A 19,109-nucleotide genomic window follows, 5' to 3' on the forward strand; every position below is an offset into this window, starting at 1 on the left:
CTCTTCCCTCAGATCAAGTTCTTTGCTTCCGAAACAATCGCTTCGGGCGTGATGTTGAAGTGCTTGAAAAGCTGGGGCGCGGGCGCCGAGGCGCCAAAGCCGGTCATGCCGACAAAGGCATCCTCGGGCCCGAGGAACAGATCCCAGCCTTGGCGCAGCGCGGCCTCACAGCCCACGCGCGGCGCGGTGCCCAGCACCTTGCGGGCATAATCGCAGGGCTGCGCGGCAAAGAGCTCAAAGCTCGGTGCCGAGACAACGGCGGCGCGGATCCCCTCGGCGGCGAGTTGGTCCGCGGCGGCAAGCGCGATCTCCACCTCCGAGCCGGTGGCAATCAGCGTCACCTGACGGTCCTCCGGGTCGCGCAGCAAATAGGCACCGCGCGCGGTGAGGTTTTCCGCCGTATGCTCGGGGCGCACCACCGGCAGGTTTTGCCGCGAGAGCACGAGCAGGCTCGGCGTCGCCTTCGCGGTCATGGCGATCTCCCAGGCCTCGGCGGTTTCCACAGCATCCGCAGGGCGGATCACCGTCAGGTTCGGGATCGCCCGCAGGCTTGCCAGATGCTCGACCGGCTGGTGGGTGGGCCCGTCTTCGCCAAGGCCAATCGAGTCATGCGTCATCACATAGGTGACCGGAACCCCCATCAGCGCCGAAAGCCGGATCGCCGGGCGGCAGTAATCGGCAAAGGCCATGAAGGTGCCGCCATAGGGGCGCAACCCGCCATGAAGCGCGATGCCGTTCATCGCCGCGCCCATCTCATGCTCGCGGATGCCGTAATGGATATAGCTGCCCGCATAATCGCCCGGCGTGACAGATTTCATGCCCGCCGAGCGGGTGAGGTTCGAGCCGGTGAGATCGGCCGATCCGCCAACCGAGAAGGGCAGGGTGGCGTTGACCACGCCAAGCGCCATTTCGGAGGCCTTGCGGGTTGCCACTTTCGGCTTTTCGGCCGAGAGCTTCGCCTTGTAGGCGGTGATCGCCGCGGGCAGCGCCGAGGTGTCATCCGCTTCGGCCTTTTCGAACGTCACACGCGCCGGGCTCGCGGCAAGCCGGGCCTCCCATGCGCTGCGCGCTGCCGCGCCGCGGGCGGCCACGCGGCCCCAAGCGGCGTAAAGCTCGGCAGGGATCTCGAACGGCGCATGCTCCCAGCCAAGGCAGGCGCGCGCGGCGGCAATCTCTTCTGCGCCGAGCGGTGCGCCATGCACGTCATGCCCGCCCTGCTTGTTGGGCGCGCCAAAGCCGATCACCGTGCGGCAGGCAATCATTGAGGGGCGCGGATCTTTTTGCGCGGCTTCGATTGCGGCGGCAATTTCGTCGGGGGTGTGGCCGTCGCATTTCTGCACATGCCAGCCCGAGGCGGCAAAGCGCGCGCCCTGATCGGTGGAGGTGGAAATCGTCGTGTCGCCGTCGATGGTGATGCCATTGTCATCCCAAAGCACGATCAGCCGGCCCAGTTTCAGATGCCCGGCAAAGTCGATCGCCTCATGGCTGATGCCCTCCATCAGGCAGCCATCACCTGCGATGACATAGGTGTAATGATCTACAATATCATCACCATAGCGCGCATTCTTCATGCGTTCAGCCAGCGCCATGCCAACCGCGGTGGCAATCCCCTGGCCGAGCGGGCCGGTGGTCATTTCGATGCCGTCGGCATGGCCGTATTCCGGGTGGCCTGCGGTGCGCGCGCCGAGTTGGCGGAAATTCTTGAGCTGCTCGATATCCATATCGGCATAGCCGAGCAGATGGTGAATCGCGTAAAGCAGCATCGAGCCATGGCCCGCCGAGAGCACGAACCGGTCCCGGTCGGGCCATTTCGGCGCTTGCGGATCAAGCGTCATGAAGCGGTTGAAGAGCACGGTCGCGACATCGGCCATGCCCATCGGCATGCCGGGGTGGCCCGATTTCGCCTTTTCCACTGCATCCATGGCCAGCGCACGCAGCGCATTGGCCATTTGCCGTTCTTCGGTCATCACGATATCCTTCATGGCACTCCTCCCTGATGTGCCGTTCCCTTCGGGGCCCAGCGTGCCGGGCCCCGTTCGATCTGTTTGGAGAAGCCTCCGATCAGGCGCGCGCGCGGCGGCCTTCGCGCACCAGCCGCTCGATCAGCGGGGTGAGGATCAGCTGCATCGCCAGATCCTGCTTGTTGCCCGGAATGACGATCGAGTTGGCCCGGCTCATCCACGAGCCATGGATCATCGAGGTCAGATAGGGGAAGTCGATCCCGCGCGGGTTGCGGAAGCGGATCACGATCAGGCTCTCGTCCGGCGTCGGGATCCAGCGGGTGATGAACGGGTTCGACGTATCGACCACGGGCACACGCTGGAAGTTGATGTCGGTTTGCGAGAATTGCGGCACGATGCAATGCACATAGGCATGCATGCGGCGCAAGATCACATCGGTCACCGCCTCGGTGGTGTAGCCGCGGCTCGCCCGGTCGCGGTGGATCTTCTGGATCCATTCGAGGTTGATCACCGGCACCACGCCGATTTTCAGGTCGGCATGGGCGGCGATATTCACCTCATCGGTCGAGACACAGCCGTGAAGCCCCTCATAGAAGAGCAGATCCGTATGCTCTTCAAATGGCGCCCATTCGGTAAAATGCCCCGGCTCCACGCCATATTTGGCGCTCTCATTGGCGTCATGCACATAATGGCGGGTGCGGCCTTTGCCGGTTTCGCCATATTCACGGAACACCCGCTCCAGCTCTTCGAGCGCATTCGCCTCATAGGAAAAATGCGAGAAGGTGGCGTCGCCCGCGGCATAGCGGCGATCCAGCTCGGCCTTCATGTCGGCGCGGTTGTAGCGGTGGAAGGCATCGCCCTCGATCGAGACCGCCTTCACGCCCTCGCGGCGGAAGATCTGGTCGAACGTGGCTTTGACGGTCGAGGTGCCCGCGCCCGAGGAACCGACGACGGAAATGATGGGGAATTTTTTCGACATGGGGCTTCAGCTCCGAAACAGGCCGCGGTTGTTGAAGAGCGCCGAGGTCTCTTCGCCGGGCAGGTCATGATAGGCGGCAACGCGGGCAACCTTGGCGGCGCAGCCAAAAACAAAGGGGGTGCGGGCATGCAGCTTGTCGGGCAGCGCGGTGAGGATTTCCTCGCAGCCATCGGTGGCGCCGCCGCCGACTTGCGTGATCAAAAAGGCGATCGGGGCGCATTCGTAAACGTGGCGCAACCGCCCGTGTTCGTAGCCCTTGCGCTCATCGCCCGGATAAAGAAAGACGCCGCCGCGCATGAGGATGCGGTGCGTTTCCGCAACCAGCGACGCAATCCAGCGCATGTTGAAATTGCGCCCGCGCGGGCCCTCGGCTCCGGCCACGAGGTCATCGACAAAGGCGCGGATCGGCGCCGGCCAGTGGCGATAGTTCGAGGCGTTGATCGCATATTCCGACGTGTCTTGCGGCAGCAGCTTGATGTCGGCCACGCGGCGGAAGCTGCCGGTCTCGAGATCGAGCACCCAGTGTTGCACGCCCCGTCCGAAGCTGCACACAAGCGCGCATTGCGGGCCATAGATGATATAGCCGCCCGCAATCTGCTCGGTGCCTTGCCGCAGGAAGCTCTCGTTGGCACCCTCTGCGGCGGGGAAAATCGAGAAGATCGTGCCGATCGAGACGTTCACGTCGATGTTGGACGAACCATCGAGCGGGTCGATGGCCAGCGCGAGCGTGCCGGCGCCCAGGCTCACCACCTCATCTTGCTCCTCGGAGGCATAATAGGCCACCGCGGAGGTCTCAAGCGCGGTGCGGAACAGGTCATCGGCGATCACATCGAGCGCCTTTTGACCATCACCGCCGGCATTGGTGCCAACGCCCGCCGCAAGATCGCGTTCAACGCCGTTGCGAGAGATGATGCGGGCGACCTGGGCCCCCACCGCGGCCAGACGTTGCATCACGTCTGCCAGTTCCGGGCTCAGCCCGAGGTCTTCAAGCTCGATCGCCATGGCTCCTCCTGCCAGTTGCTGGCCGGACGTTGCGCCGAAAGGGTTTTCATGCAAATTTGAAATTCAGCAATCTGCTTTAAGGAAAATCTAAAATGATCCGCCTCGACAGCATCACGCTCAAACAATTGCGCGCGCTTCAGGCCGTTGCAAAAGGCGGTTCCCTGACGGCAGCGGGCCAGGCACTTGGACTGACAACGCCCGCAATTCATACGCAAATCAAAAGCTTGGAGGATGCCGTTCAGGTCAAGCTTTTGCAGCGCGCGGGCGACGGCGGTGGATCGGAACTTACCGAGGCGGGGCAGACCCTGCTCGAGACCGCGCGGCGGATCGAAGACGCTTTGTCGCAGGGGGGCGCCAATCTCGCGGCGCTCGCGCGCGGTCAGGCGGGGCGGGTAACGCTGGGTGTCGTCTCGACGGCGAAGTATTTTGCCCCGCGACTCGTCAAGGCGCTGAGCCTTTCGAACCCGGATATCGAGGTGGCGCTGCGGGTCGGCAACCGCGCGGCCACGATCGAGGGGCTCGAACGCGGCGCCTTTGACATTGCGATCATGGGGCGGCCGCCGCGCCGCCCGCCGGTGCAGGCCGAACCGCTCGGGGGGCATCCCCACGGGCTGCTCGCGGCGCCGGATCATCCGCTGATGGGGCAGGGGATGACGGTGGATGCGCTCTTCGCGCAACTCTTCCTTGCGCGGGAAAAGGGATCGGGCACGCGCATCCTGATGGAGCGCTGGCTTGATCGCGTTGGCGACGGGCTGGCCTATGAAACGCTGGAGATGGACAGCAACGAAACCATCAAGCAAGCGGTGATGGCGGGGCTTGGCATCGCGTTCCTCAGCCTGCACACGGTGACCGAAGAGCTGAGTTCCGGGCGGATCGTGCAGTTGCAAGCGCCCGGCCTGCCAATCCTGCGGCATTGGTTCATGGTGCGTCGCGACGACGAGGCGCCAAGGCCGGTGGCGGCACGCCTGTGGGAGGCCATTTTGGCACTTGAGGGGCGTTATCTGCCAAGCCTTCCCGCGAGCCTGCCCGAGCTTCGGGCGGCAATTGACGGCACGACCCGGGCGGGTCATCCTGCGCCAATGACGTTGAGCGATGGAGAACCGGTATGAGCTATGCGATGGTGGTGAGCGGCCCGGGCGGGGTGGAGAATTTCCGCCGCATCGCGCGCGAGATCCCGGCGCCGGGGCCCGGCGAAGTTACCTTAAAACAAACCGCTATCGGCCTGAATTACATTGATGTTTACATTCGGTCTGGGCTCTACCCCTGGCCTGTGACGCAAGATCTTGTCACCGGCTGCGAAGGCGCGGGCGTGGTTGAGGCGGCGGGGCCCGGAGTAGATCTCGCCCCCGGAACGCGCGTCGCCTATACGCAGCCCAACGGGGCCTATGCGAGCCACCGCGTGATCGCAGCCGATCAGCTTGTGCCGATCCCCGAGGGGATTTCGGATGAGGTGGCGGCCGCGGTGATGCTCAAGGGGCTCACGGTGCACTATCTGATCCATCATTCCTATGCGGTTCAGCCCGGTGACAGCGTGCTTGTGCATGCCGCCGCGGGCGGAGTTGGGCTTCTGGCCGGGCAATGGCTTGCGGCCAAAGGGGTCCGGGCCTTTGGCACTGCCGGTGGCGGTGCCAAATGTGCGCTCGCCGCAGCACATGGCTACGCGGCGGTGATCGACTACCACACACAAGATTTTGTGGCAGAACTGCAAAGCCTCACCGAGGGAAAGGGTGTGCAGGCTGTTTATGATTCCGTCGGCGCCGTGACGTTGCAAAAGTCGCTCGAGGTGCTCGCGCGGTTCGGAACCCTGGTGAGCTTCGGTCAAAGCTCTGGGCCTGCACTCGATTTCCGCGTCAACGATCTTGCGCGCGGGTCACTGCGGTTGACGCGGCCAACGCTCTTTCACCACACGGCAAGGCCGGGCTGGCTGCAATCCGCAAGCCGGGAACTCTTCGAGATGATCCTGAGCGGAGCGGTGTGTGTGGAAATTGGTCAACGCTTCGCCTTGAGCGATGTTGCCAATGCGCATCGGGCGCTTGAAGCGCGCAAGACCACCGGAAGCACCATCCTGATCCCGTAACGCGCGCCAAAGACCGCGTGCGGAGATCTGCCGGTTTGTTGAAAAAAAGCGGCTATACTCGCATTCAGGCGCACACATGCTTTACATAATACTGATTATAGGATCTTGATGTGCGAAAAACATCAAGATATCCCCTGCAATCGACGTTTGTCGTGAGATGTCGAAGATTATCAGCGCCGCGTAATCCTCTGGCGCGAAGGCCCCCCGCAGGAACTGAAGGCGATCCTGCGGGGCGCTCTTCTTATGATCAGGTGATCACATTCGGGCCGGTGCGCCCTGTCCGGGCTCTGATCCCAACCAGATCTTCTGTTGCCGCAATGATCGGCGCAAGCGCTGCCTGCGGGTCTTCGGTCAGGCCTTCGGGGCCAGCCTCATAGCGTTCCAGATAGACGCGCAGTGTCGCACCTTCGGTCCCCGTGCCGGAAAGCCGCAACACAACGCGCGAACCGCCCTCGAACAGGATGCGGAAGCCCTGGCCCGCAGAAACCGCGCCGTCAACCGGATCCGTGTAGCAGAATTCATCTGCGCTTTCGACGACAAGCCCTTGGACTTTTTGGCCTTTCAAGCCTTCCAGCCGGTCACGCAAATCGCCCAGCATGGCATTGGCAATGTCATTGGGAAGCACCTCATAATCATGGCGCGAGTAGTAATTGCGGCCATATTCTTCCCAGTGATCGGCCATGATCTCCGCCACGCCGAGGCCGCGGACGGCGATGATATTGAGCCACATCAGCACTGCCCAGAGGCCGTCTTTTTCCCGCACGTGGTCAGAGCCGGTGCCAAAGCTTTCTTCACCGCACAGGCTCACGCGCCCCGCATCCATCAGATTGCCGAAAAACTTCCACCCGGTCGGGGTCTCGTAGCAGTCCAGCCCGAGCTTTTGCGCCACCTTGTCGACGGCGGCAGAGGTTGGCATTGAGCGCGCCACCCCTTTCAGCCCCGAAGCATAGCCCGGCACCAGATGCGCATTGGCCGCAATCACCGCGAGGCTGTCAGAGGGCGATACATAGATGCCGCGCCCCAAGATCATGTTGCGGTCCCCGTCGCCATCGGAGGCGGCCCCAAAATCCGGCGCGCCCGGCCCCATGAGCGTCTCCATCAGCTCATGCGCCCAGGTCGGGTTCGGGTCCGGGTGCATGCCGCCAAAATCCGGTAAGGGCTGCTCATGCACGACGGTGCCCTTCGGTGCGCCCAGCCGATTTTCGAAGATTTCGACTGCATAAGGCCCTGTGATGGCGCACATACTGTCCATCGCGAGTGTGAAGCCCTCATGAAAAAGGCCTCTCAAAGCTTTGAAATCGAATATCTCTTCCATCATGTCCGCATAGGCGGACACGGGGTCGACGATCTCCACGATCATCTCGCCCAATCGGCTCTCCCCGACCATCTCGAGGTTCACGTCCGGCGCATCAAGCTTCCGATAAGAGTCAATTTCCATGGTGCGGGCGAAAATCGCCTCGGTCACGGCTTCGGGCGCGGGACCACCGTTCGCCATGTTGTATTTCACGCCAAAGTCGGCCTCAGGCCCGCCGGGATTGTGGCTGGCAGAGAGAATAAGCCCGCCATCCGCGCCTCTCTTGCGGATCAGGTTCGAGGCAGCCGGGGTCGAGAGCCAGGCACCCTGCCCCACAATCACCCGCGCAACGCCGTTCGCTGCGGCCATTTTGAGGATGCACTGCGTCGCCTCACGGCCAAAATAGCGCCCGTCGCCCCCCAGAACGAGCACATTGCCGGCAACGCCCCCAAGCGCGTCAAAGGTGCTCTGGACGAAATTCTCCAGATAGCCGGGCTGCATGAACACGGGGGTCTTTTTGCGCAGCCCCGAAGTGCCGGGTTTTTGGCCCTCGAAGGGCCGGGTCGGATGGCTCGTCATGGCAGGCTCCTATCGCGCTGTCGATCGGATAAACAATTGAACGGATTGAGCGAAAACACAAGTCACGGGCTCGGCATGGGTGCTTTCCGGGGCCTCTGGCCGGGTCGTGTCCAGCACCTGGCGCCAGCTGCCTTCCGGCAATGTCACGTTAAGCGTCGGCCCGGCATTGAAGATTGCGAAAAAGGCTTCGTGCGCAACCTGCCCCGCCGGCCCTTCGGCCGCGCCGCGGATCTCGGCGCACAGGCAGCGCGCATTGGCATCATGCCAATCCTGAGCGGTGGGTTCGGCGCCGGAGGGCAGCCGCCAGATCAGATCGCGCATCCCGTCCTGCGCGCGGATCTTGGCGTGAAGGAACCGGCTTTGACGCAGCACCGGATGATCGTGGCGCAGTTTTGCGAGCCGGGCGACGAAGGCGCAAAGCTCCCAATCGGCTTTTGGCCAGTCGACCCAGCCAAGCGGATTGTCTTGCGCATAAGCATTGTTGTTGCCGCTTTGACCATTGCCGATCTCGTCTCCCGCAAGCAGCATCGGCACGCCTTGCGCCAGCAGCAGGCTGGCGAGCAGCGCGCGTTTGCGGGCCGCCTTGGCCTCCGGCTCCGAAAGCGCCTCCGAATAGTTCGCATTATGGCCGTCGCGGTTTTGCTCGCCATTCGCCTCGTTTCGCTTTTCATTATACGAAACAAGATCCTGCAAGGTGAAGCCATCATGCGCTGTGAGAAAGTTCAGCGAGCTGGTGGCGGGCCGTCCGTGATGGTCAAAAATCTCGGCAGAGCCGGCCACCCGGCGCGCAAGCTCGGCAATTTGCGCAGCATCACCGCGCCAGAACTGGCGCAGCCCATCCCGGAACCGGTCGTTCCATTCAACGAAGGGAAAGGGAAAATCACCGAGCCGATAACCACCGGGCCCGATATCCCAGGGCTCGGCGATCAGCTTCACCGCGCCCAGCACCGGATCTTGCCGGATCGCGCTTAAAAACGGCGCCCATGACTTGAACTGCCCGGTCGAGGTGCGCCCGAGCGTGGCGGCAAGATCGAAACGGAAGCCATCCACCCCCATCTCCTCGACCCAATGGCGCAAGGCATCCATGACGAGGCGCAGCACCATCGGATTGGCAAGATTGAGCGTGTTGCCGGTGCCGGTGTCATTGACATAGCTGCGCCCGCCCTCCGCGAGCCGGTAACAGGCGGCATTGTCGATCCCGCGCAGGCTCAGCGTCGGCCCGGAGCCATCGCCCTCGCCGGAATGGTTGAAAACCACGTCGAGAATGACCTCGATCCCGGCGGCATGAAAGGCGCGCACCATGGCGCGGAACCCTTCGCGCGTGCCATAGCGCGGCTCTGGCGCGAAAAAGGCGATCGGCTGATAGCCCCAATAGTTGCGCAGCCCCTTTTCGACCAGAAACCGATCGTCCAGAAAGGCCGAAACCGGCAGGAGTTCAATCGCCGTGACCCCGAGCCGCTTGAGATGCGCAAGGATCGGCGCGCTCGCCATGCCCTCGTAGGTGCCGCGCAGCGCCTCGGGCACATCGGGGTGCTGCATGGTCAGCCCGCGCAGGTGGGCCTCGTATATAAACGTGTGAGACCAAGACCTTCCGGGGCGTTCCCAATGCGGTTTCAAGATCTCGCACACCAGCGAACGCGGCGTGGCAAGGGCGGAATCGCGCCGGTCCGGGCGGGCATTGCCGCCCTGCATCAGCGGGTGCCAGACCAGCGGCGCCGTCAGCGCGCGGGCATAGGGGTCGATCAGCAGCTTGGCGGGGTTGAAGCGATGGCCGATCTCCGGCGCCCATGGTCCGTGCACCCGGTAGCCATATTGCGCCCCGGGGCCAACCCCGGGCACGAACCCGTGCCAGATCTCTCCGGCACGCTCGGGCAGCGCAAGACGGATCTCGCGCTCCCCTTCAAACAGGCAAAGCTCCACCTTTTCGGCATGCGCCGAGTAAAGGGCGAAATTGGTTCCGCCCCCCACTGGCACCGCTCCAAGCACCTCGGCCCTGCCCGGCCGGATCCTCATGCGGCAAGCAACCGGTCATAGAGTGCAGCATAGCGCGCCGCCGAGGCGCCCCAGCCAAGGTCGGCCTTCATGCCGCGCCGCACCATCGCGCCCCAGGTCTTGCGGTCTGCGTAAAGCGCACAGAGCTGTCGCACCGCTTGGCGCAGCCCCAGCGCATCAACCGGATGGAACACCACCCCGGTGGCGGCATTGGCCGCAAGCGTCGCCGGGGTCGCGCCAATCACCGTATCGGCGAGCCCGCCCACAGCGGCGACGAGCGGCACGCAGCCATAGCGCAGCCCGTAAAGTTGCGTGAGCCCGCAGGGCTCGAAGCGCGAGGGCACCAGAACCGCATCGCCGCCCGCGAACATGCGGTGGCTCAGCCCCTCATCGTAGCCGATTTTCACGCTCACCCGACCGGGGAACCGGGCCGCAAGCCCGCGCACCATATCCTCGGCCCAGAGATCGCCCGAGCCCAAGAGCGCCAGCCCGCCGCCCGCCTCAACCAGCGCCTCGGCGGCGGCGGGCAAAAGGTCGATCCCCTTTTGCGGCGTGAGCCGCGAGACCAGCACCATCAGCGGGCCAGAAAGCTCCGGGTCCATCTGAAACTCTTCGAGCAACGCCTTGCGATTTTTGGCTTTTCCGGCTTGCTTCGTGGCGCTGAACGGCGCGCATTCCGGGTCGGCCTCGGGGTTCCAGACGGTATCGTCAATGCCGTTGAGAATGCCGGTGAGCGCGCCCGCGCGCGCCACCATCACGCCCTCAAGCCCTTGCCCATATTCGGCCCGCATCAGCTCCTCTGCATAGCGCGGGCTCACCGTGGTGATCGCATCTGCCGTGGTCAGCCCCGCCTTCAGCATCGAGACATCACCCCAGAATTCATAGCCGCCCGGGTGGCAGGCCTCATAAGGCAGCCGCAGCGCGCCGATCTTGTCGGTCCCCACACGTCCCTGAAAGGCGATGTTGTGGATCGTCAGCACCGTCGGCACATTGGTGCCCCAATAGCGCAAATACGCGGGCGCGAGCGCGCCTTGCCAATCATGGGCATGCACCACATCGGGGCGCCAGTCGCCCGCGCCATCGCGCGCCACAGCGGCAGCGGCCCAGCACAGCGCGGCAAAGCGCTCGGCATTGTCCCAGTAATCGCCATGCGGGCCCGCGTAAGGGCCGCCCTCGCGGTCATAAAGATGCGCCGCCTCAAGCGCGAGCACCTCGACCCCGCCATGCTTGCCCAGATGCAGCGCCGCCGGACCGCCGAAAAGCGCGCCATCCTGCCAGACGATTTCCGTTTTTCCGAGCGCGGCAAGCAGGCCCGGATAGGCTGGCAGCATCACCCGCATTTGCCAGCCCTGCCCCGCCAGTGCGGAGGGCAGCGCGCCCACCACATCGGCGAGACCGCCCGTTTTCACAAGCGGCACCGCCTCCGACGCAACCGAAAGAACCTGTTTCATTTCAACCCCTTTCTTCCTGACACCGGCCGTATTTCCGGCCGGAGCCGGATCACCGGCGCTCCCGTTCAGCCCAGTTTTGCGGCGCGCAGGTCCAGCATCGGCTGGGTGATCAGCACCACCCCGCCCTCGGTCCGGCGAAACCACTTCGCATCTTCCTCGGGATCTTCGCCGACAACGAGCCCCTCGGGAATGATGACACCACGGTCGACGACACAGCGCGAGAGCTGGGCCTTGCGCCCCACCTCGACGTAAGGCAGCGCCACCACGTAATCGAGCGATGAATAGGAATGCGCCCGGCAGCCGGTGAACAAAAGCGAGTTGCGCACCTCCGAGCCCGAAACGATGCAATCGCCCGAAACGAGCGAGCTCACCGCCGAGCCGCGCCGATCCTCTTCATCATGGATGAATTTTGCCGGCGGCACGATCTCGGCATAGGTCCAGATCGGCCAGGCATTGTCATAAAGATCAAGCTTGGGCGTAAAATCGGTCAGGTCGATATTGGCCTGCCAGAACGCGTCGATGGTGCCGACATCGCGCCAATAGGGTTCGGTTTCAAGCCCCGAGGTCACGCAGCTTTCCGCAAAGCGATGCGCCATCGCCTTGCCGTTCTTCACGATGTCCGGGATCAGGTCATGGCCGAAATCATGGCTGGAATTCGGGTCTTCGGCATCGCGGATCAGAAGCTCGCGCAGGAGTGTCCAGTCAAAGACATAAATCCCCATCGACACCAGCGTATTTTTGGGATCATCGGGCAGCCCCGGCGGATCGGCGGGCTTCTCGATGAAGCCGGTGATCCGCATCGTCTTGTCGACCGCCATGCAGCCAAAGGCCGTCGCTTCGGCGCGCGGCACGGTGAGGCAGCCGATCGTCACATCGGCACCGCTCTCCACGTGCTGCCGCAGCATCACCTCGTAATCCATCTTGTAGATATGGTCACCGGCCAGGATGATCACGTATTTGACGTCGTAATCCTCGATGATGTCGATGTTTTGCGCCACCGCATCGGCGGTGCCGAGATACCATTTGCTCTCGTCGATGCGTTGGCTCGCGGGGAGAATATCAAGGTATTCGTTGCGCTCTGCGCGGAAGAAGTTCCAGCCGCGCTGCATGTGGCGGATGAGGCTGTGGGCCTTGTATTGCGTGGCAATCGCCATCTTGCGGATGCCGGAATTGAGCGCGTTTGAAAGTGCAAAATCGATGATCCGCGTCTTGCCGCCAAAATAAACAGCTGGCTTTGCGCGCCGGTCGGTCAGTTCCTTGAGGCGGCTGCCGCGGCCCCCCGCCAGAACGAAGGCCATCGCCTGCGACGAGAGCCTCTGGTTCGGTTGCGGTTTCATAATTCCTCTCCCCTTGTTCAGTTCCCGCGTTCACATCCCGCCTCAGGCCGGTGTGAACATCACCACCGCAAGCGGTGGCAAATACACTTCGGCGCTCACCCGACGTCGCGCCGTAGCAATGTCTTCTGCTTCAATGGCGCCGAGGTTGCCCCAGTTGGCGCCGCCATAATACCCGCTGTCCGAGTTGAAGATTTCGCACCATGTGCCGCCCTCGGGCAGGCCGATCCGGTAGGTGCGGTCGAGCGGCGTCAGGTTCGCCGCGACGACCACGGGGGCCGCGCCCGGTGCGCGGCGCTCGAACACATAGACCGAGGCCTCGGCATCGTCAGGCTCGATCCAGTCAAAACCCGCCGGGTCGCAATCGCCCCAATGCAACGCAGGCATTTCGCGATAAAGATGGTTCAGATCGCGGATCATCGCCTGAATGCCACGGTGGAGCGGCTCGTCGAGCAGGTGCCAATCCAGCGCGCCCGCATGCGCCCATTCGCGGCCCTGCGCGAATTCCTGCCCCATGAAAAGGAGCTTCTTGCCCGGATGCGCCCATTGGAAGGCATAGAAGGCGCGCAGGTTGGCAAATTTGCTCAAGCCATCGCCCGGCATTTTGCCGAGCATCGAGCCCTTGCCGTGCACAACCTCGTCATGGCTGATCGGCAGAATGAAGTTTTCACTATAAGTGTATGACGACGCAAAAGTAAGTTCGTTGTGGTGCCAGCGGCGATGGATCGGATCGCGGGAGAAATAGCGCAGGCTGTCATTCATCCAGCCCATGTTCCACTTGAAGCCGAAGCCAAGCCCGCCGGTATGCACGGGCTGGGTCACCGCCGGAAAGGCCGTGCTCTCCTCTGCAATCGTCATAATGCCCGGGGCGCCGCCATAGGCCTGCGCATTCATCGCCTTGAGAAACTCGATCGCTTCAAGGTTCTCGCGGCCGCCAAACTGGTTGGGCACCCATTCGCCCTGGCGGCGCGAATAATCGCGGTAGAGCATCGAGGCAACGGCATCCACGCGCAACCCGTCGAGGTGGTATTCCTCAAGCCAGAACAAGGCATTGGCAAGCAGGTAATTCTTCACCTCGCGCCGCCCGTAATTGTAGATCAGGGTGTTCCAGTCCTGATGGAACCCCTCTTTCGGGTCCATGTGCTCGTAAAGCGCGGTGCCATCAAAGCGGCGCAGCCCATGGTCATCTGCCGGAAAATGGCCCGGCACCCAGTCAAGGATCACGCCGATGCCGCGCTGATGCGCCGCGTCGATCAGGGCCGCAAATTCCTCGGGCCGACCATGGCGGATCGTGGGCGCGTAAAGCCCCACCGGCTGATAGCCCCAGGAGCCGTCAAACGGATGCTCGGTGATTGGCAGAAGCTCGATATGGGTGAAGCCCATGTCGACAACGTAATCAATCAGTTGTGTGGCCAGCTCGTGGTAGCTGAGCGGTCTGCCGCCCTCGTCCCAGACCCGTCGCCATGAGCCCAGATGCACCTCGTAAATGCTGACCGGCGCATGGATGTTGTTCACGCTTTCACGCTCGGCAATCCATGACCCGTCGCCCCAGATATGCAGCCCAAGCTCGCGCACGAGCGAGGCTGTCTGCGGCGGGTGCTCGGCGCCAAAGCCCACCGGATCGGCCTTGAGCGGCAGGATATTCCCCTCCGCCCCGAGGATTTCGTATTTGTAGACCTCACCCGCCATCAGCCCGGGGATGAAAAGCTCCCAAACCCCGGTGGCGCCGCGCCGCCGCATCTGGTGGCGCCGCCCGTCCCAGGTGTTGAAATTGCCCACCACGGAAACACGCTTGGCCGAGGGCGCCCAAACGGCGAAATGCACGCCCTTCAACCCCTCATGGGTGATCGCATGGGCGCCAAGCACCTGCCACAAATGCCGGTGCGTGCCCTCTCCGATCAGATATTCGTCAATCGCCCCAAGCACCGGGCCAAAGCTGTAGGGATCGTCAAAATCCCATGTGGCCTGTGCATTTTTTGCCCTGAGGCGATATTTTTCGCCCTTCCAGGGGCCGACAAAGAGCCCGTGAGTCAGATGCGGCAGCTCTGTCTTTTTGCCATCGGGCGCGATGGCCCAAACCTTGTCTGCGCCGGGAACGAGCGCGGCAATCCGCCCGCTCTTGCCCTCCTTCTGCCAGCCGAGAACGGAAAAGGGATCTTCATGCCGGCCTTCGGCCAGCGCAATCGCCTCGTCAATCTTGATCATCGGCATCTTCCCCTCACAGCGCGGATTCGGTTCCCCAGATATCCGCCATGTATCCCCGGATCGCCCTGTCGGAAGAGAAGAACCCCATCCGCGCGGTGTTCAACACCGCCATCCGCCACCAACGGTCAGGCGCAGCAAAGGCGCGGTCCACTTCCGCCTGAGACGCACGATAGGCCTCGAAATCCGAAGAGACGAGGAAATAATCACTGTGCCACATATTGTGTACAAGCCCATGGTAGCGGCCCGGCTCCTCGGGTGAAAACCGCCCCTCGGCAATCATTTGCAGCACGTCTTGCAAAACCTGGCTTTGCAAGATCGCATGGCGGGCATGCTCGGGATCTTTGCGCCGCTCCATCACCTCTTCCGCGGTGAGCCCGAACAGGAAGAAGTTATCCGCCCCAACCTCTTCGCGGATCTCGACATTGGCGCCGTCAAGCGTGCCGATGGTGAGCGCGCCGTTGAGCGCGAACTTCATGTTGCCGGTGCCCGAGGCTTCCTTGCCCGCGGTCGAGATCTGCTCGCTCAGATCGGCTGCGGGAATGAGCCGCTCGGCCATCGAGACATTGTAGTTCGCCGGATACACGATCTTGAGGCGGTCGCCGACATAAGGGTCGTTGTTGACCACTGTCGCCACATCATTGATGAGCCGGATCACTTCTTTCGCGGCCTGATAGCCCGGCGCCGCCTTGCCGCCAAAAATCTTGACCCGCGGCACCACCTCCATGGTCGGGTTGGAGCGGATCGCGTGCCATTCGGCGATGGTCTGCAAAATGTTCAAAAGCTGGCGCTTGTATTCATGGATGCGCTTCACCTGCACGTCAAAGAGCGCATCGGGGCTGACCTGCACCTCTTGCGTCTCCGCGATCCAGTTTGCCAAAGCCACTTTGTTGACCCGCTTCGCCTTTGCAAAGTCATCACGGAAGGCTTTGTCTTCGCTGAACTTTTCCAGATCGCGCAGCTTGTCGAGATCGGCCTCCCAGCCGCTGCCGATATTGGCCGTGACAAGCTTGGAAAGCGCGGGGTTCGCCATCCGCATCCAGCGCCGCGGCGTGACGCCATTGGTCTCGTTGATGATCCGGTCCGGGTGCAGCTTGTGCAGCTCCGGGAACAGATTTTTCTTCACGAGTTCGGTATGCAGCGCCGAAACACCGTTGACCTTATGCGCGGTGATGAAGGCAAGCTCCCCCATCCGCACTTCATGATGCTTGACGATGCCCACGTAATGCGGCCGCGAGGGGTTGGTGCGCAGATGCCAAGCGTCAATCGCCTCGATGATCTGCATATGCCGCGGCAGCACCGAGCCCATCAGATAGGTGGCCCAGCGTTCAAGCGCCTCGGGGAGCAGGGTGTGGTTCGTGTAGCCAAGGCATTGCGTTGCAATATCAATGGCTTGCTCGAACGCCATCCCGTGCACATCGGTGAGCAGACGGATCAGTTCCGGCCCGGCGATGGCGGGATGGGTATCGTTCATCTGGATCGCGACATGCTTGGGCAGGTCGGTCAGCTTGTAGCCGCCCGCCAGATGCCGGCGCAAAATGTCATGCAGCGCTGCGGCGGTGAGGAAATATTCCTGCTTGAGCCGCAATTCCTTGCCCTGGAAGGTCGTGTCATCGGGGTAAAGCACGCGCGAGAGCGTGCGCGCCAGCGCCTCGGGCTCGGCCGCGGCGGCAAAATCGCCGTGGTTGAAGCGCGCAAGGTCAAAAAGCGTGGTGGGCTTGGCAGACCAGAGCCGCAGCGTGTTCGCCCAGCGGCCCTGCCAGCCGATCACCGGCATGTCACAGGCTTCGGCCAGCACCGTTTCTGCCGGCACCCATGTGGCCTTGCCGCCGGCCATCTCGACCGTGCCCTTGAAGCCGATCTCATAGCTCACTTCGGGGCGCTCAAACTCCCACGGATGGCGCTGTTTGAGCCAGTCTTCCGGGGTTTCCACCTGCCGCCCGCCCTCAAAGCGCTGCCGAAACAGGCCATGTTCGTAGCGAATGCCGTAGCCGTAGCCCGCGCAGCCAAGCGTTGCCATGCTCTCCATGTAACAGGCCGCCAGCCGGCCAAGGCCACCATTGCCAAGCGCGGCATCGGGCTCGTCTTCCACCACGGCATGCCAATCCTGCCCGAGCGCCTCGATCGCCTCGCGCGCCACGGCGCGCATGCCAAGGTTGATCGCTGCATCCTCGAGCATCCGCCCGATCAAAAATTCCATCGACAGGTAATAAACGCGTTTGCGCCCTTGGTCCCAAGTTTGCTTTGTCGCAGCAAACCAAGGCTCAACGATGTGGTCGCGCAGCGCGAGGCTCAACGCCATCCGCCAGTCGTAGACCGAGGCATGATCGGCATCTTTTCCCATCGAATAGGTGAGATGACGAAGAATTTCTGCCTTGAAGGCCTCGATCCCGGGGGCGCTTACATCTTTCACGTCAAACCTTCCCTTGGCCAAATCCCTGCCTCCCCCTTGATGGGGCGCCGCCCTGCCGCCGTCAAGCCTCACCCGCGCGATCGCAGCCCCCGGGATTGCCGCGGCGCAGAATGGACTTATGCTTGCCTCATATCTTGGCAGGGAGATGACAATGGGAAGGAATTGGTGGCGCGGTGCGGTGATCTACCAGATTTATCCGCGCAGCTTTCAGGACAGCACCGGCGACGGGCTGGGAGACCTGAAAGGGATCACCGCGCGGCTCGATCATGTGGCCAGTCTGGGCGTCGATTCGATCTGGCTCAGCCCGATCTTCCGTTCGCCAATGGCGGACATGGGCTATGACGTTTCTGATTACCGCGATATCGACCCGGCTTTCGGCACGCTTGCGGATTTCGACGCGCTGGTGGCACGCGCGCATGCGCTTGGGCTCAAGGTCATCATCGATCAGGTGCTGAGCCACTCCTCTGACCGTCATCCGTGGTTCGCCGATTCGAAGACCGGAGGCGCGAAGAAGGACTGGTATGTCTGGGCCGATGCCAAGGCCGACGGATCGCCGCCGACGAATTGGCAATCGGTCTTCGGCGGCTCGTCTTGGGAATGGTCGCCCGAGCGCGGGCAGTATTATCTGCACAATTTCCTGATCTCGCAGCCCGATCTCAACCTTCGCAACCCGGAGGTGCAGGCCGAGATGCTTGATGTGCTCAGGTTTTGGCTCGAGCGCGGGGTCGATGGCTTCCGCCTCGATACGGTGAATTATTATATGCACGACGACAAGCTGCGCGATAACCCCCCCGCAGCGCCCGATCCCGAGCGCTGGCCGCCGGTTTCCAGCTATGACATGCAAGACCATCTCTACGACAAGACGCGCCCGGAAAACCTTGTTTTCCTTTCTAAAATGCGCGCCCTTCTGGATCAGTACGAGGGCCGTTGCCTGGTGGGTGAGGTCGGAGATGTGCCGCATCGCGCCGTGCAGATCATGGCAGATTATACGTCGGGCACAGCGCATCTGCACATGGCTTACAGTTTCGACATGCTGGGGCCAAAATTCACGCCGGAACATTACCGCGACGTGATTATGAGCTTTTTCGAGGGGGCGCCGGACGGCTGGCCGTCCTGGTCTTTCTCCAATCACGACGTCAATCGCCATGTTACGCGCTGGGCAAAGCATGGCCCGCCAGAGGCGGTGGCAAAGCTCGCCATTGCGATGCTTGCCTCGTTCCGCGGCACGATCGGGATCTATCAGGGCGAGGAACTCGGGCAGACAGAAACAGATCTGCTTTACGAAGAGCTCACCGATCCGCCCGGTCTGCGGTTCTGGCCCGAGAACAAGGGGCGCGACGGGTGCCGCACACCGATGGTTTGGGATAGCTCCGAAAATGCGGGGTTTTCGACCGCAAAGCCCTGGCTGCCGGTAAAACCGCCGCAAGCCGCGCGCAATGTTGCCGCGCAAGAGGCCGACCCGGCCTCTGTCCTGCATCATTACCGCGCCGTTCTCGCCTTCCGCCGCGGTTCAGAGGCCCTGCGCGCAGGTGACATGACCTTCCTCGATCTGCCAGAACCGGTGCTTGGCTTCACCCGCACGACAGCGGGCGAAACGCTCACCTGCCTGTTCAACCTCGGCCCTGTTCCGATCACGCTGCCGGGCATCACGGGCACGCCCTGCGGCCCGGCGCTTGCGGCCGAAGTAACCGATAAGAACGTGACCCTCGGCCCGAACGGCGCGATCTGGTTGCGATGAGAGAGGGGGCGCCTGCCCCCTCACCCTCACTTCGCCGAGAGAAACTATAACATCATGAAGGAGATGAACGTCGTTCCTGATGTTTAC

Annotated in this window: 12 protein-coding genes; 3 read left to right on the top strand and 9 right to left on the bottom strand. The window is 62.8% G+C overall.

Annotated features, from left to right (window positions below; all coding sequences use genetic code 11):
- Positions 1 to 8: 8 nt before the first annotated feature.
- The 3 genes from tkt to ACFSM0_RS15370 form a co-directional block, all read right to left on the bottom strand.
- Positions 9 to 1,982, bottom strand: coding sequence for a transketolase (gene tkt / locus ACFSM0_RS15360; protein WP_377392280.1), 1,974 nt, complete (start codon positions 1,980 to 1,982; stop codon positions 9 to 11).
- A gap of 79 nt (positions 1,983 to 2,061) precedes the next feature.
- Positions 2,062 to 2,940, bottom strand: coding sequence for a phosphoribulokinase (locus tag ACFSM0_RS15365; protein WP_377392283.1), 879 nt, complete (start codon positions 2,938 to 2,940; stop codon positions 2,062 to 2,064).
- 6 nt (positions 2,941 to 2,946) lie between these two features.
- A complete protein-coding gene (locus ACFSM0_RS15370; protein ID WP_377392286.1) occupies positions 2,947 to 3,942 on the bottom strand; it encodes a class 1 fructose-bisphosphatase in 996 nt (331 codons plus the stop codon).
- 92 nt (positions 3,943 to 4,034) lie between these two features.
- On the opposite strand from ACFSM0_RS15370, the gene cbbR reads away from it, so the two are divergent.
- Positions 4,035 to 5,051, top strand: coding sequence for a LysR family regulator CbbR (gene cbbR, locus ACFSM0_RS15375; protein ID WP_377392289.1), 1,017 nt, complete (start codon positions 4,035 to 4,037; stop codon positions 5,049 to 5,051).
- Positions 5,048 to 6,019, top strand: coding sequence for a quinone oxidoreductase family protein (locus tag ACFSM0_RS15380; RefSeq protein ID WP_377392292.1), 972 nt, complete (start codon positions 5,048 to 5,050; stop codon positions 6,017 to 6,019). Before cbbR ends, ACFSM0_RS15380 begins: the two co-directional genes overlap by 4 nt.
- Positions 6,020 to 6,266: 247 nt before the next feature.
- On the opposite strand, the gene ACFSM0_RS15385 is transcribed toward ACFSM0_RS15380, so the two are convergent.
- The 6 genes from ACFSM0_RS15385 to ACFSM0_RS15410 all read right to left on the bottom strand — a co-directional run bounded on the left by ACFSM0_RS15385 (position 6,267) and on the right by ACFSM0_RS15410 (position 17,284).
- Positions 6,267 to 7,892, bottom strand: a complete 1,626-nt coding sequence (locus ACFSM0_RS15385; RefSeq protein WP_377392295.1) for an alpha-D-glucose phosphate-specific phosphoglucomutase — start codon at positions 7,890 to 7,892, stop codon at positions 6,267 to 6,269.
- A 9-nt stretch (positions 7,893 to 7,901) separates the two neighbouring features.
- Positions 7,902 to 9,905, bottom strand: a complete 2,004-nt coding sequence (gene glgX / locus ACFSM0_RS15390; RefSeq protein ID WP_377392298.1) for a glycogen debranching protein GlgX — start codon at positions 9,903 to 9,905, stop codon at positions 7,902 to 7,904.
- A complete protein-coding gene (gene glgA / locus ACFSM0_RS15395) occupies positions 9,902 to 11,335 on the bottom strand; it encodes a glycogen synthase GlgA (RefSeq protein WP_377392301.1) in 1,434 nt (477 codons plus the stop codon). The genes glgX and glgA overlap by 4 nt, the downstream gene beginning before the upstream one ends.
- Before the next feature lie 65 nt (positions 11,336 to 11,400).
- Complete coding sequence (gene glgC / locus ACFSM0_RS15400; protein WP_377392304.1) at positions 11,401 to 12,672, bottom strand: glucose-1-phosphate adenylyltransferase; 1,272 nt, start codon at positions 12,670 to 12,672, stop codon at positions 11,401 to 11,403.
- A 42-nt stretch (positions 12,673 to 12,714) separates the two neighbouring features.
- On the bottom strand, positions 12,715 to 14,880 hold the full coding sequence (gene glgB / locus ACFSM0_RS15405; protein ID WP_377392307.1) for a 1,4-alpha-glucan branching protein GlgB: 2,166 nt from the start codon (positions 14,878 to 14,880) through the stop codon (positions 12,715 to 12,717).
- A gap of 7 nt (positions 14,881 to 14,887) precedes the next feature.
- Positions 14,888 to 17,284, bottom strand: a complete 2,397-nt coding sequence (locus ACFSM0_RS15410; RefSeq protein ID WP_377392310.1) for a glycogen/starch/alpha-glucan phosphorylase — start codon at positions 17,282 to 17,284, stop codon at positions 14,888 to 14,890.
- A gap of 151 nt (positions 17,285 to 17,435) precedes the next feature.
- Here ACFSM0_RS15410 and ACFSM0_RS15415 point away from each other — a divergent pair, with 151 nt between their 5' ends.
- Entirely contained in the window at positions 17,436 to 19,022 is a 1,587-nt protein-coding gene (locus ACFSM0_RS15415; RefSeq protein ID WP_377392313.1) for an alpha-glucosidase, read from the top strand.
- The last annotated feature ends 87 nt before the right edge of the window (positions 19,023 to 19,109 follow it).

It is taken from the genome of Rhodobacter lacus, assembly GCF_042683065.1.
Lineage (GTDB): Bacteria > Pseudomonadota > Alphaproteobacteria > Rhodobacterales > Rhodobacteraceae > Rhodobacter > Rhodobacter lacus.

What these genes read in the sequence shown, in the direction of transcription:
- tkt (WP_377392280.1), bottom strand. Translation starts at nt 1,982, where the DNA reads ATGAAGGATATCGTGATGACCGAAGAACGGCAAATGGCCAATGCGCTG.
- glgA (WP_377392301.1), bottom strand. Translation starts at nt 11,335, where the DNA reads ATGAAACAGGTTCTTTCGGTTGCGTCGGAGGCGGTGCCGCTTGTGAAA.
- ACFSM0_RS15370 (WP_377392286.1), bottom strand. Translation starts at nt 3,942, where the DNA reads ATGGCGATCGAGCTTGAAGACCTCGGGCTGAGCCCGGAACTGGCAGAC.
- glgC (WP_377392304.1), bottom strand. Translation starts at nt 12,672, where the DNA reads ATGAAACCGCAACCGAACCAGAGGCTCTCGTCGCAGGCGATGGCCTTC.
- cbbR (WP_377392289.1), top strand. Translation starts at nt 4,035, where the DNA reads ATGATCCGCCTCGACAGCATCACGCTCAAACAATTGCGCGCGCTTCAG.
- glgX (WP_377392298.1), bottom strand. Translation starts at nt 9,905, where the DNA reads ATGAGGATCCGGCCGGGCAGGGCCGAGGTGCTTGGAGCGGTGCCAGTG.
- ACFSM0_RS15385 (WP_377392295.1), bottom strand. Translation starts at nt 7,892, where the DNA reads ATGACGAGCCATCCGACCCGGCCCTTCGAGGGCCAAAAACCCGGCACT.
- ACFSM0_RS15365 (WP_377392283.1), bottom strand. Translation starts at nt 2,940, where the DNA reads ATGTCGAAAAAATTCCCCATCATTTCCGTCGTCGGTTCCTCGGGCGCG.
- ACFSM0_RS15380 (WP_377392292.1), top strand. Translation starts at nt 5,048, where the DNA reads ATGAGCTATGCGATGGTGGTGAGCGGCCCGGGCGGGGTGGAGAATTTC.
- glgB (WP_377392307.1), bottom strand. Translation starts at nt 14,880, where the DNA reads ATGCCGATGATCAAGATTGACGAGGCGATTGCGCTGGCCGAAGGCCGG.
- ACFSM0_RS15415 (WP_377392313.1), top strand. Translation starts at nt 17,436, where the DNA reads ATGGGAAGGAATTGGTGGCGCGGTGCGGTGATCTACCAGATTTATCCG.